The organism is Kitasatospora sp. NPDC089509 (assembly GCF_044749365.1).
Classification (GTDB): Bacteria; Actinomycetota; Actinomycetes; order Streptomycetales; family Streptomycetaceae; genus Kitasatospora.
In genome coordinates, this window is sequence record NZ_JBIVHS010000027.1 from 48,757 (window position 1) to 61,186 (window position 12,430).

Annotated in this window: 10 protein-coding genes; 3 read left to right on the plus strand and 7 right to left on the minus strand. The window is 73.7% G+C overall.

Annotation, left to right across the window (positions count from 1 at the left end):
• Positions 1-26: 26 nt before the first annotated feature.
• Both ACIP4P_RS37035 and ACIP4P_RS37040 read right to left on the minus strand, forming a co-directional pair.
• A complete protein-coding gene (locus tag ACIP4P_RS37035) occupies positions 27-656 on the minus strand; it encodes an ankyrin repeat domain-containing protein (RefSeq protein WP_400926347.1) in 630 nt (209 codons plus the stop codon).
• A gap of 143 nt (positions 657-799) precedes the next feature.
• Positions 800-1,354, minus strand: a complete 555-nt coding sequence (locus ACIP4P_RS37040; RefSeq protein WP_400926350.1) for an HPP family protein — start codon at positions 1,352-1,354, stop codon at positions 800-802.
• A gap of 179 nt (positions 1,355-1,533) precedes the next feature.
• On the opposite strand from ACIP4P_RS37040, the gene ACIP4P_RS37045 reads away from it, so the two are divergent.
• Together ACIP4P_RS37045 and ACIP4P_RS37050 are read left to right on the plus strand one after the other, a co-directional pair.
• Entirely contained in the window at positions 1,534-2,739 is a 1,206-nt protein-coding gene (locus ACIP4P_RS37045) for an amidohydrolase (protein WP_400926352.1), read from the plus strand.
• 242 nt (positions 2,740-2,981) lie between these two features.
• Positions 2,982-6,095, plus strand: coding sequence for a phosphocholine-specific phospholipase C (locus ACIP4P_RS37050; RefSeq protein WP_400926355.1), 3,114 nt, complete (start codon positions 2,982-2,984; stop codon positions 6,093-6,095).
• A gap of 57 nt (positions 6,096-6,152) precedes the next feature.
• On the opposite strand, the gene ACIP4P_RS37055 is transcribed toward ACIP4P_RS37050, so the two are convergent.
• The gene (locus ACIP4P_RS37055; RefSeq protein ID WP_400926577.1) at positions 6,153-7,277 is read right to left on the minus strand and encodes an MFS transporter; all 1,125 of its coding nucleotides are present in this window, start codon (positions 7,275-7,277) and stop codon (positions 6,153-6,155) included.
• Between the two features lie 321 nt (positions 7,278-7,598).
• Between ACIP4P_RS37055 and ACIP4P_RS37060 the strand changes: the two genes are divergently transcribed.
• On the plus strand, positions 7,599-8,963 hold the full coding sequence (locus ACIP4P_RS37060) for an MFS transporter (protein ID WP_400926358.1): 1,365 nt from the start codon (positions 7,599-7,601) through the stop codon (positions 8,961-8,963).
• Positions 8,964-8,990: 27 nt separating this feature from the next.
• On the opposite strand, the gene ACIP4P_RS37065 is transcribed toward ACIP4P_RS37060, so the two are convergent.
• The 4 genes from ACIP4P_RS37065 to ACIP4P_RS37080 form a co-directional block, all read right to left on the minus strand.
• The gene (locus ACIP4P_RS37065) at positions 8,991-9,464 is read right to left on the minus strand and encodes a hypothetical protein (RefSeq protein ID WP_400926361.1); all 474 of its coding nucleotides are present in this window, start codon (positions 9,462-9,464) and stop codon (positions 8,991-8,993) included.
• Positions 9,461-9,664, minus strand: a complete 204-nt coding sequence (locus ACIP4P_RS37070) for a hypothetical protein (protein ID WP_400926363.1) — start codon at positions 9,662-9,664, stop codon at positions 9,461-9,463. Before ACIP4P_RS37070 ends, ACIP4P_RS37065 begins: the two co-directional genes overlap by 4 nt.
• Positions 9,665-9,799: 135 nt before the next feature.
• On the minus strand, positions 9,800-10,777 hold the full coding sequence (locus ACIP4P_RS37075) for an alpha/beta hydrolase family protein (RefSeq protein WP_400926366.1): 978 nt from the start codon (positions 10,775-10,777) through the stop codon (positions 9,800-9,802).
• 131 nt (positions 10,778-10,908) lie between these two features.
• The gene (locus ACIP4P_RS37080) at positions 10,909-12,303 is read right to left on the minus strand and encodes an erythromycin esterase family protein (protein WP_400926369.1); all 1,395 of its coding nucleotides are present in this window, start codon (positions 12,301-12,303) and stop codon (positions 10,909-10,911) included.
• Positions 12,304-12,430: the final 127 nt, after the last annotated feature.

Here is a 12,430-nt window from a genome sequence, read left to right on the forward strand (position 1 = left end):
GGGCGTCGGGCCGGGCGTGAGCGGCGTCAGGCGCCGGGCGTCCGGTCCTCCGCCTCCCGCAGGGCGGCCGCGAGCTCCGCGAAGCCGCGCCGCTCGGCGTGGGTGCGGGCGGTGGTGCCGTCGGCGTCCGGGAGGCGGGGGTCGGCGCCGTGGGCGAGCAGCAGGTCGACGATCTCGCGGTGGGCCGGGCCGCCGTCGCCGAGCAGCACCGCCTCCAGCAGGGCCGTCCAGCCGAGGTCGTTGACGTGGTTCACGTCGATGTCGGTCTCGGCGAGCACCGCGCGGACGTAGCCGACGTGGCCGCGCTCGGCGGCCGGGATGACCGACACCCCGCCGTAGCGGTTGCGCCGGGCGAGGTCGGGCCCGCCGGGGAGCAGCGCGCGCAGCATCGGCACGCTGCCGGTGATGCCGGTGACCAGCCACGGACTGTTCAGCTGCGGGTCCTGGGCGTTGACGTCGGCACCCGCCTCGACCAGCAGCCGGGCGGCCGCGACCCGGTCGGCGAAGGCGGCCCGCAGCAGTGCGGTGCGGCCCTCGGCGTCCCGCGCCTCGACGTTCGCGCCCGCCGCCAGGGCCGCGCGGACGGCGTCGGGGTCCCCTTGCTGGGCGGCGTCCAGCAGGGCGAGGTCGGCGGGGGAGAGCGGACGGTCGGTCATGGCGGGGCTCCTGTGCGGTCGGCGACGTGCGGCACCAGCTTGCCGCGCCCGGGGGCCCGGTGGGGTCGGCGGGCCGGTCGGGTTCGTCGGGCGGAACGGAGGACGGCCGGGTCAACCGATCGGTTGACCCGGCCGTCGGCCTGCTACCAGGAGAGTGGGTAGCGGACCGGGTGTCCGCCGATCCGGCCGGGCAGCAGCCCGATGGCGACCAGCAGCACGGTGGCCAGCGCCAGCAGTGGGAGGAAGGGCAGCGGGTGCGGGGCCTGGAGGACCACGATGACGGCGGTGGCCGCGGCCGGGGAGTGCGAGGTGTGGGTGAGCATCATCGCGCCGAGGGCCAGCCCGGCGGCGACGGCCGCGCCCCAGGCTGTGCTGCCGGTGACGGCCAGGGTGGCGAAGCCGATCGCGGCGGACATCAGCTGGCCGCCGACCAGGTTGCGCGGCTGCGAGATCGGCAGCCCCGGTGCGCCGTGCACCAGTGCGGCGCTGGCCGCCAACGGCGGGATCAGCAGCGGTTGGTGGAGCAGCACACCGACTCCGACCAGCAGGAGCAGGGCACCGATGGCGAAGACGGCGGCCCGCAGCGCGTGCAGCGGGTGCGGGCGGGGTGCGGCGACCGGCGGTGCGACCGGCGGTGCGGCGGGCGGTGCTGGGGCGGGCAGAGGCGGTGCGGACGGCGGGGACAGCGGGGCGGGCATGCGGGGGCGGCTCCGGATGGGGGACGGGGGACCCGCAGATGATAAACAGACTGTTGAGGAAAAGGTAGGACGTTTTGCCTGCTGGACACGTTGCTGGACACGTTGCTGGACACATCGCCGGTCACACCGTTGAGCATTCCGCTGGTCAGGCCGTCGCATCAGGTCACGAGGAGCATCCGATGATCATCCCGACCGTCACCGTCTTCCGGGACGTCCGCCCGTTCGGCGCCTCCGAAGCCGTCGACCTGATCGCCGTGGACGGGCTCCTCGCCGCCCGCGTGCCGGACGGTGTCGTGCCGACGGTCGTCGAGGGCGCCGGCCGGATCGCGCTGCCCACCCTGGTCGACGCGCACATCCACCCGGACAAGACCGCCTGGGGCGAGCCCTGGTACAGCCGCCGTCCGGCAGGTTCGCTGCCCGAGTACGTCCAGGGCGACGTGGACCTCGCCCGGCACCAGCGCACCCCGCTCGCCGAGCGGGCGCACCGGCTGCTGGCCCACGCGGTGACCCGGGGCACCCGCGCGGTGCGCGCCCACGTGGACGTCGCGCCCGCCTTCGGGCTGGCCGGGGTGACCGGCCTCGCGGAGGCCCGGGAGCGGCTGGCCGGGGCGCTGGACGTCCAGCTGGTCGCCTTCCCCCAGCACGGGGTGCGGCGCACGCCGGGGGTGGCCGGGCTGCTGGCCGAGGCGGCGGCGAGCGGGCTGGTCGACGCGATCGGCGGGATCGACCCGGCCGGTTTCGACGGCGGACCGGACGGCGAGGGGCCCGCCCAGTTGGACCTGCTGTTCGGTCTCGCCGAGGAGCACGGTCTGGAGCTCGACATCCACCTGCACGACCGGGGCGAGCGCGGCCTCGGCCCGCTGCGCGGGATCGCCGAACGGACCCGTGCGGCCGGGCTCGGTGGCCGCGTGGTGGTGAGTCACGCCTTCTGCGTGCCCGAGCTGACCGGCCCGCCGCTGGCCGAACTCGCCGCCGAGCTGGCCGAGTCGGGGGTGGGCCTGACCACCGTCGCACCCTCGGCCCACCAGGTGCTGCCGTTCCGCGAGCTGTGGGCGCACGGGGTGCGGGTCGGGCTCGGCTCGGACGGGGTGCGCGACTCCTGGAGCCCGTACGGCAACGCGGACATGCTGCACCGGGCCCACCTGCTCGGCTGGACCACCGACGCCCGCACCGACGAGCAGCTGACCGACTGCTTCGCCCTGGCCGCCGACGGCGGCGCCGAACTGCTGGGCCTGCCGGCGGCCACCCTCGCGCCGGGCTCGCCGGCCGACTTCATGCTGCTGACCGGGGAGTGCCTGCCGCAGGTGGTGATCGACCTCCCGGCGCGCGAACTGGTGGTCCGGGCCGGCCGGGTGGTCGCCCGGGACGGCCGCTTCACGGGCTGACCGCCTGACTGCCCGTCGGCCTGACCATCGACCTGCCCGTCGGCCGGGAGGCTTTCCGGGAGCTTGATCATCGGACGTCAAGTTGTCTGTACAGCTCGGGGATTCTTGACGGACACCGACTGGTCATCCGACTCCGCCGCTGCGGCCACCTCGGTCTCGTAGACCTGATGGGTCTGGCACGAACGGCCAGTCCCGGGCCGGTACCGAAGGCCCGGGGTCCGTCAGCAAGGAGCCCCACCCCCATGAGTCCGAAGCCCGAACTGTCGCGCCGCAGCCTGCTCGGCGGCGCGGCGGCGGCCGCGGTGCTGTCCGCCCTCCCGCTCAGCGTCCAGCAGGCGCTCGCCGCGCCGGCCCGCCCCGGTCGGCTGGCCGACATCCAGCACGTCGTGGTGTTCATGCAGGAGAACCGCGCGTTCGACCACTACTTCGGCACCCTGACGGGCGTTCGGGGCTTCGGCGACCGCACCGCCGTGCGCGGCGTCGACGGCCGTTCGGTGTTCCATCAGCCGGACCCCGGCCGCAAGGAGGGGTACCTGCTGCCCTTCGCGATGAACGCCGCCCACACCAGCGCCTACCAGCAGGGCGCGCCCGCGTTCGGCTTCGTCGACTCGATGAACGCCTGGAACGACGGCCGGGCCGACGGCTCGGTCACCCGTCGCTCCTCCGGCTGGCTCGGCCAGGGCTACTACGAGTCCGCGGACATGCCCTTCTACCACGCGCTGGCCTCGGTGTTCACCGTCTGCGACGCCTACTACGCGTCGGTGCAGTGCAACACCAACACCAACCGCGAACACCTGATGACCGGGACAAGCGGCGGCACCGTCCGGGACACCCCGGTCACCGACAACACCGAGATCCCCGGCGGCTACGAGTGGACCACCTACGCCGAGCGCCTGGAGAAGGCCGGCGTCAGCTGGAAGACCTACCAGGCGCTGGACAACTTCGACGACAACGCGCTCGCCTGGTTCGCCCCCTTCGTCAAGGCCAAGCCGGGTGAGCCGCTGTACGAGCGCGGCATGCGCGCCGTCGGCGACCCGGCGAAGAAGAACGACCCCTTCGCGATGGGCGACGCCCTGGTCGAGGCCTTCACCGCCGACGTCCAGGCCGACACCCTGCCCCAGGTCTCCTGGATCGTCGCCCCCGCCGCGCTCTCCGAGCACGCCAACTACGCGCCGCCGAACGGCGAACACCTGACGGCCCGGCTGCTGTCGGCGCTGGCCGCCAAGCCGGAGGTGTTCCAGAAGACCGTGTTCATCCTCAACTACGACGAGCACGGCGGCTTCTTCGACCACCAGCTGCCGCCCGTCCCGCCGCTGGCGGCCGGCCGCGGCAAGTCCAACGTCCCGGTGGACGGCGAGGTCGTGGTCCGGGTGAGCAAGGCCGGCAAGACCTACCACCGGGTGGTCGGCCAGGACGGGAAGTACCGGGTGAAGGCCGCCGACGGCTCGCTGGCCTGGTCCGACGCCCTGCCCGCCGGGGAGACCCTGGTCTCCGGCCCCTACCCGATGGGCCTGGGCGTGCGGGTGCCGATGGTCGTGGTCTCGCCGTGGACCCGCGGTGGCGTGGTCGACTCCACCGTCTACGACCACACCTCGGTGCTGCGCTTCCTGGAGCAGCGCTTCGGCGTCCAGGAGCCCAACATCAGCCCCTGGCGGCGCTCGGTCTGCGGCGACCTGACGAACGTCTTCGACTTCTCCGGCCGCAACCCCGCCTGGCCGCAACTGCCCGACACCAGTGGCAACCGGCAGAAGGTGGTCGACACCGGAAAGCTGCCCGCCCCCACCGTGCCCAGCCCGCAGGCGTTCCCCCAGCAGCAGCGGGGTACCCGCTCCGCCCGCCCGGCGCCGTACGACCTGCTGGTCAAGCCCAGGCTCAAGGGCGACGAACTGACCCTGGACTTCGTCAACCAGGGCCGCCAGGGCGCCGTGTTCGCGCTCTACCCGGCCCCCGGCGAGGCGCCCCGCTTCTACACGGTGGCGGCGAAGAGCCGGCTGTCGGACGTCTGGAAGGTCGGGCCGCAGGGCTACGACCTGCGGGTGCACGGCCCCAACGGCGCGCTGTGGCACCTGCGCGGCGACACCGCCTCGGCGTACGAGGTGTCGCTCTCGGAGGAGCGCGGCGGCAAGGTGCTGGAGGTCGACGTCATCAACCGCTCGCGCACCGCCCAGACCTTCCTGGTCGGCGACCTCGCCTACGGCGACGGGCTGCGCGAGGTGCGGGTCGCGGCCGGGGACGACCGCACCGTCAACCTCGCGGTGGGGCCGGAGGGTTGGTACGACGTCGCGGTGGGCGTGCTCGGGGACCTGTCCTTCCGTCGCCGGATCGCCGGCCGCTTCCCCTGGGACGACCGCACCGTCACCGACCCGGCCCTCGGCCTGGCCGACCCGTTCACCGTGGAACTCGCCCTCGGCGCCGCCTCCGCCACCATCGACGAGCCGGTGCTGCTGCCCGGGCGCCCGGCCAAGGTGACCGCCACCTTCACCGCCACCGCCGCGCTCACCCGCTTCGAGGCGCAGCCGGTGCTCCCGCCCGGCTGGACGGCCGCCGTCGTCACCGCGCCGCCCGCGACCCTGACCGGCAGCGCCACCGCCGTCTGGGAGGTCACCCCGCCCGCCCAGCTGCCGGCCGGGGCCACCCACCGCCTGCTGGTCACCGCGCGCGGCCTGGCCGACGGGCGCTTCGCCGTCGCCGACGGCGAACTCGCCGCCCGGCCCGCCCCGGTGATGACCGGCCACCTGCTGGACGAGGACTTCGAGTCGCTGGCCGGAACGCTCCGGCCGGAGGGCGGCGTGCTCGGCTGGACGGCCCAGGCGCCCAAGGGCTGGTCGGTGGTCAACGCCCCCGGCATGCCGCAGGGCACCGTCCGCCTGCAGGGCTGGACCTTCCACACCAAGCGCGAGTGGACCGTCCCGGCCGGACAGGACCGCGGCAACTTCACCCGGGCCCTCGGCATCGTCGCGGTCGCCGACCCGGACGACTGGGACGACACCGGCTCGCCGTCCCGCAAGGGCGTCTTCGACTCCACCCTGGTCTCGCCCGCCGTCGCCGTCCCGGCCGGCGTCGACACCCTGTACCTGGCCCTCGACTCGCACTACCGGCAGGAGGCCCCGCAGAAGGCGTCCGTCACCGCCGTGTTCGACAACGGCACCGAGACCCGGCTGGTCTTCTACAGCTCGGACGCCACCGGCAACGACAACGCCGGCAAGGACGTCCAGAACGCCCAGGTGGTGCGGCAGTTCGCCGTCCCGGCGGGCGCGCGGACGGTGACGCTGAAGTTCCGGATGTACGACGCGGGCAACAACTGGTACTGGGCGGTGGACCACATCCGGCTGGACAGCCGGCCGATCGGGGGCTGACCCGGGGCTGGTGGGGCGCTGGGATCGTGTAACCCCGGCGCCCTCGGGGCCCGCCGCTCACGCCCCGGCGCGGGCCTGCCGCAGCAGGTAGGCCCCGGAGGCGGCGGCGAGCACGGCCATGCAGGCCGCGAAGACCAGGCCGGCGTGGGCCAGGCCGAGCGGGCCGGTGAGCAGGCCCACCCCGATCACCGGGATCGAGATGCCGAAGTAGGCCACCACGAACAGCGCCGAGAGGGCGCCGCCGCGATGCTCCGCCGGGCTCGCGGCGGCGACCTCGCCCACCGCGCCGCGCAGTCCCATGCCCTGCCCGGCGCCGCCGGTCAGCGCGGCCAGCACCAGCGGAAGGAGCGCCGCCCAGGCGAGCGAGCCCGCCAGCAGCGCCAGCCCGACGATCAGCACCAGGCACCCCAGCGGGACCGCCCGGGCCGTCCCGAACCGGGGCACCAGCAGCTGGCCGAGCGTGGAGGCCAGGAAGGCCGTGAACACCACCAGGCCGACGGCCGCGCGGTTGTGGACGCCCAGGCCCTCGGCGAGGAAGGCGGGGCTGACCGAGGTGAACAGCCCCAGCAGCGAGAACCCGGCGAAGGCGGCGATCCCGGCCGGCACGAACACCCGGCGGACCTCGGGCGGCAGCTCGGGCCGGTTCGGCCGCGCGGTGCGCAGCGGACGGGTCCCGGCCACGGTCTCCGGCAGCAGCAGGACGACCCCGAAGGATCCGGCCAGCAGCACCAGGTGCGCCACGAACGGCAGCACCAGCGGGTGCGGGGCGTACTGGGACAGCAGCCCCGACAGCAGCGGTCCGCAGCCCAGCCCTCCCATGTTGGCGGCGGTCGCCACGAACCCCGCCCGGCCCTGCTCGCCCGGCGGGGCGAGCTCCAGCACGTACGCGGTGGCGGCGCCGGTGAAGAGCCCCGCCGACAGACCGGACAGCAGCCGGCCGAGGCAGAGCAGCGCCACGCTGTCCGCCGCGAGGAAGACGACCGCGCTGCAGGCCGAGCAGACCAGCCCGCAGAGCAGTACGGGCCGGCGCCCGACCGTGTCCGAGACGTTGCCGACCAGCAGCAGCACGCCGATGACGCCGAAGGCGTACACGGCGAACACGACCGTCACGGTCAGCTCGGAGAAGCCGATCCGGTCCTGGTACAGCCCGTACAGCGGGGTGGGCAGGGTCGTCCCGGCCATGCAGACGGCGAAGGCGAAGGCGGCCAGGAGGTAGCCCGAACGGGTGAGGGTGGGCTGAAAAGTCCGATGATCGGTCACCCGCTCACGATAGGTGCGCCACCCGGCCCGGCCCAGAGCGCACCGGCGTGCGCTGGGCCGACCGGGGGTACGCCCGCCCGGTGCCGACCCCGTCAACGGCGCCGCCACACCCGGGACCGAAAAACGCCGATGATACGAACGCGGACCATGCGGTGGTGTACAACACCGAGGAGCGCTAGCCCAATTCGCGTGCGGAGCAGTGAACCCGCCGCGCCACCGACCGGAAGGCGAGGAACACCCGGAATGGCGAACGTCGACGCCGGACCCGACCAGGGCACCGCCACCGTCACGGCCACCGTCACCGCCGCTGCCCCCGTTGCTGCGCCCGCCGGTGCGCCCGCCGATCGGCCCGCCGGTGATCGGCCGGTCGGCGTCTGGCGACAGCGGGACTTCCAGGCCCTGTGGTCCGCGCACACGGTCAGTCAGTTCGGCACCCAGATAACGTTCTTCGTCATCCCCGTCCTCGCACTGACCAGCCTCTCCGCCTCGACCGGCCAACTCGGCCTGATCTCCGCGATCGAGACCCTGCCCTTCCTCCTGGTCGGCCTGCAGGCGGGCGCCCTGCTCGACCGGTGGGACCGCAGGCGGGTGATGGTCGTGGCGGACACCGGCCGGGCGGTGGCCCTCGCCCTGTTGCCCATCGGCTACTTCGCCGGGCTGCTGAGCGTGCCGCTGCTCTGCGTGGTCGGCTTCGTCATCGGTCTGTTCACGGTCTTCTTCGACATCGCCGACCAGGCGTTCCTGCCGAGCGTCGTCACCCGGGAACAGACCGCGGAGGGCAACAGCCGGCTGGAGCTCTCCCGCTCCACGGCGGAACTGGCGGGCCCGAGCCTGGGCGGTCTGTTGCTGCAGACCGTCACCGCACCGCTGATCCTCGTCGCCAACTCGCTGAGCTACCTGGCCTCCGCGCTCCTGCTCGGACTCATCCGGACCCCCCGGGAGCAGGTGCCGCAGCCCGCGGTGAAGACCAGGATGCGGACCCAGATCGCCGAGGGTCTGCGGTTCGTCTTCCACCACCGCACCCTGCGCTCGGTGGCCCTGGCGACGGGCATCAGCAACCTGGTGGGACTCGGCGGCGCCCTGGCCGCCGTGCTGACCGCGTACGCGCTGCGGGACCTGGGACTGTCGCCGGGCGAGCTCGGGCTGGCCCTGACCGTCGGCAACTGCGGCGCCCTGCTCGGCGCCGCGCTCAGCGGCCGTCTGATCGAACGCGCCGGGCTCGGCCGGGTCCTGATCGTGGCCAAGTCCATGTCGGGCATCGCCGTGATCATCCTGGCCACGGCGGCCCCGGCCCGCGCCGTACCCACCCTGATCGCCGCCACCGGCATCATGGCCTGCGGCATCACCGTCTACAACATCGGACAGGTGAGCCTGCGCCAGGCCATCACGCCCACCGGGATGCAGGCCCGGATGAACGCCTCCGTCCGGTTCGCGATCTGGGGGACCCGCCCGGTCGGCGCACTGGCCGGCGGCTACCTCGGATCCGTCCTCGGCACCCGGCCCACCCTGTGGCTGGTCGCCGGCATCGGCCTGCTCTCCTGCCTGCCGCTGATCCTGACCGAGGACGTCCGGACGCTGCGCACCTTCCCGGCCGAACTGCCCGAGTGACGGGGCGCCGGGAGACCTTCCGTCGAGCTACCGGAGCGGTCCCCGTTCGTCGACATGGACGGTGGGTTCGGACAGGAAGGCGTCGCCGTCCACCGGGCCGTGGGCGATGTTGAAGGTGTCCGTCCAGTACGACCAGTCCTGCTTTCCCGCCAGGCTGCTGAAGCGGTAGTTGAGCTGCCAGCGGACCCACTGCCCGGGGAGGAGCGGAACAGCCGGGGGCCGGCGTCGCCGGGGCGGTACCGCGTACCAGGGATGCACCCGCGGCAGAACCAGCAGCCGGCCGTCGGACTCCCGGAGCCGGACGTCCACGTCGTGCAGGTCCTCCTGATCGCCGTGCGGCGCGAAGCCGTCCCGTTCGTGCATGCGCACCACGTGCGCGCGGGAGGGCGCCACGGCGGGCAGGACGAAGCCGACCGGGGCCGCGTTCCGGAGCGCGGCCCCGGGCCCTCCTCGGGACTGCTTCGTCCAGGACGTCCGGATCCACTGGACGGTGACGTTCACGGTCGGGTCGTTCCGCTCCGTCCGCCCGTTCTCCCGGTGCGGCTCGTTCCTCTTGGGGTCACCGAGGTCAGCGCGTTCATGTGGTACTGGCCGATGCCGAGGTAGGTGCCCGCCTCTTCCCTGGTCATCCAGGGACCGTCCGGGGGCAGGTCCCGGTAGCGGAAGGGTATCTGCGGCAGGTCGTCGATCCAGCTCTTCACCGGGGCATTCTCCATGATCGGTCGACCCCGAACAATGTTGCCCGGCCGGCTCGGCAACGACCTCTGCCGGGACGCCGTGCGCGAGCTCGGGGTGAGTCCGGTGACGAGCCGCCGCCGCGGACTGCTAGGGCTCGCTCACTTGGACTCGACCCGGCCGAGCGGGTGGGGTTCGGCCGCGAGACGTTCGAGGGCGGCGGGCCAGGCCCGGTCCCCGGGGTGGAGCGCGGTGCGGAGGTAGGCCGTGGTGAGGCGTTGGACGGCGGCGACGCGTTCAGGGTTCTCGTCGGTGGTCTCGGCGACGTCGTAGCCGGAGACCCCGCCGAGGCCGTGCCCCGCGCCGAACAGGGTGAGCAGGGACTTGGGGCCCGGGGCGAGGTGGTAGGGGTCGGTGTGCCAGGACGGGCCTTGGACCGTCAGGTGGGGGGACGGGTCGTCGTCGCCCGCGACGACCAGGGCCGGCGTGGTCATCCGGGAGAAGTCCGTGGTCAGGAAGAACGGGTAGGCCTCGGCGGTGGACCGGGTGAGCGCGTCGCCGCCCCGGCCGGGTGCCGCGAGCAGGACGCCTGCCGTGATCCGGGGCTCGCGCAGGTCCACCTCGCCGCCGTCCTCGGGGTCGGTGAGCCGGGCGCCGAGCAGCAGGCTCGCGGTGTGCCCGCCCATGGAGTGTCCGACCACGGCCACCCTGCCCGGGTCCAGGCGGCCGCGGAGCGGGGGGACGGCGGCCTCGACCAGGTCGAGGTGGTCGAGGATGCGCGTCATGTCCTCGGCCCGCGACCGCCAGAACAGTGGTGCACCCGGGGTTGCCGGGTCCAGGCGCAGGGTCCTCGAACTGAGGTGGGTGGGCTGGACGACGGCGAAGCCGTGCGCGGCCCAGTGGTCGGCGAGCGGGGCGTAGCCGTTCAGCGAGGAGAGGTGGTGGGAGGGGCCCTGGCCGTGCGAGAGCAGGATGATCGGCAGGTCGGTGCCGGTCGTCGGGGCGGTGACCCGGAGGTGCAGGTCCACGGCACGGCCGGGGGCCGGCAGGACCACCGGGCGGACCGAGAGGACCGGGGCGGCGGGGTGCTCGGTGGTGCCGGGGTCGGTGGCGCCGGGGGTGTGTGTGGAAGTGGTCATGAGGTGCTCTTCCCTTTCCGCGTTTCGGCGGGGAGCAAAGCGGAACCTTGTTCCATATACGATACGGAACAACGTTCCGCTTGGTCAACCGTCGTCCGGCGGAGGGGAGGAGCCGACGTGGCGGGTGCCGGTCAGAGCTTGTCGGCCGCGCGGACCCGGTGGAGGTGGATCAGCACGTCGTAGCTGCCGCCGAGCGCGAGGGTGGGCAGCGGGTCGTGCCGGAAGGTCGTCCCGACGTCGTAGGTCGGGCGGGAGGTGTTCAACCATGTGCGGGCGACGGGCGGGGCCTGGCGCAGGTCGAGGTAGTAGTCGCGGGGGCGGACCCGGTCGAGGAGGTACTCGTTCATGCCGAGCGTGGCCGGCGGCGCGGTGGTGCTCCGCCAGTCATCGGTGAACGGGTCGGCCTTGGTGAGGAAGGAGCCGCTGCCGAAGGTGAAGCCGATGCTGACGTAGTCCGCGCCGAGCGCTTCGCGCAGGAGGGCGCCCTCGATCGTGGTGTACAGCACCGGGTCGGCCGTCCGGTAGCCGACGTGGCCGTTGTGCGCCGAGAGCAGCACCTTGCCGCCGTAACGGCGCTGCCACCACAGGGTGTTGTCGGCCATCGCCCGGTCGCGGAGCACCTGGGCGGTGATCGCTGAGGACTGGTCGTCGACCCGCATGGCGCAGAAGGCGAAGGTCCGGGCGATGTTCAGGGCGTGCTGGACGGCCCAGTCGTACTCCTTGTCGCCGGGCTTCCCGGCGGCGGTGACCAGGTCCAGCGCCTGCTGCGCCAGGTCCGCGTTGCGCTGCCGCTCGGGCGCCGGGACCCGGCTCAGGTAGCCGATGGCGTCGTCGAACGGCCGCAGGCCGGCGTACAGCTGCTCGACGCCGGACAGCGAGGCGGGGGCGGCCTTGCGCAGGTAGGCGGTGACCTCGGTGAAGGGCCGGTCGCCGATCCCGGGGAAGCCGAGGTCGGTACCCACGAAGTGCACCGGGCGCTTCGGACGGCTCCGGTTGTACGCCCGCATCCAGTCGATCAGCCCGGCGAACTCCCGCCGCTGCCACGGCGATCCGGCCATCACCCGGCGCACCAGCTGCCGGGCGTCGCCGTCGCCCTGGCCCTGCACGAACGCGTCGATCTCCAGGCCCGCCGACCAACTGGCCTCCAGGGCGAAGACGGTGAAGCCCTTCTCCTCGACCAGGTAGCGGAACACCCGGTGCTTCATGGTGAAGAACTCGTGCGAGCCGTGGGTGGCCTCGCCGAGACCGACCACCCGGGCCCCGCCGATCATCGAACCCAGCGCCCGCAGACCGGCGTTGGGGGCGTCCGGCTCGGTGGAGCGCAGCGGGTGGGAGATCCGGTCCAGGGCCTCGGAGACGTGCTCGGGCAGCGGGGAGGTGCTCGGGGCGGTGCCCGGGGCGGCGGCGGAAGCGGGGGCCGCGGTGGCCGTGGCCGGAATGAGCAGCGCGGTGGACGCGGCTGCCGCGGTGGTCACGGTCGCGGTCAGCAGGGTCCGTCGGGCGAGCGGCTTCCGGATCGCGGTCATGATGGGCACTCCTCGGCTGGGCGGTTCACATCGGTTCAATTCCTCCGGCGCTCTTGGCCGGTGAGAGAATCCTCCGCCGAGGAGGGGGTCGGGCGCGCTGGGGCGAGCCGCCGTGATTCCCGGGGGG

Bases quoted from the DNA above. Each gene is read 5' to 3' on its own strand.
- ACIP4P_RS37080 (WP_400926369.1), bottom strand. From the start codon at position 12,303: ATGACCGCGATCCGGAAGCCGCTCGCCCGACGGACCCTGCTGACCGCG.
- ACIP4P_RS37075 (WP_400926366.1), bottom strand. From the start codon at position 10,777: ATGACCACTTCCACACACACCCCCGGCGCCACCGACCCCGGCACCACC.
- ACIP4P_RS37040 (WP_400926350.1), bottom strand. From the start codon at position 1,354: ATGCCCGCCCCGCTGTCCCCGCCGTCCGCACCGCCTCTGCCCGCCCCA.
- ACIP4P_RS37050 (WP_400926355.1), top strand. From the start codon at position 2,982: ATGAGTCCGAAGCCCGAACTGTCGCGCCGCAGCCTGCTCGGCGGCGCG.
- ACIP4P_RS37060 (WP_400926358.1), top strand. From the start codon at position 7,599: ATGGCGAACGTCGACGCCGGACCCGACCAGGGCACCGCCACCGTCACG.
- ACIP4P_RS37045 (WP_400926352.1), top strand. From the start codon at position 1,534: ATGATCATCCCGACCGTCACCGTCTTCCGGGACGTCCGCCCGTTCGGC.
- ACIP4P_RS37035 (WP_400926347.1), bottom strand. From the start codon at position 656: ATGACCGACCGTCCGCTCTCCCCCGCCGACCTCGCCCTGCTGGACGCC.
- ACIP4P_RS37055 (WP_400926577.1), bottom strand. From the start codon at position 7,277: ATGGCCGGGACGACCCTGCCCACCCCGCTGTACGGGCTGTACCAGGAC.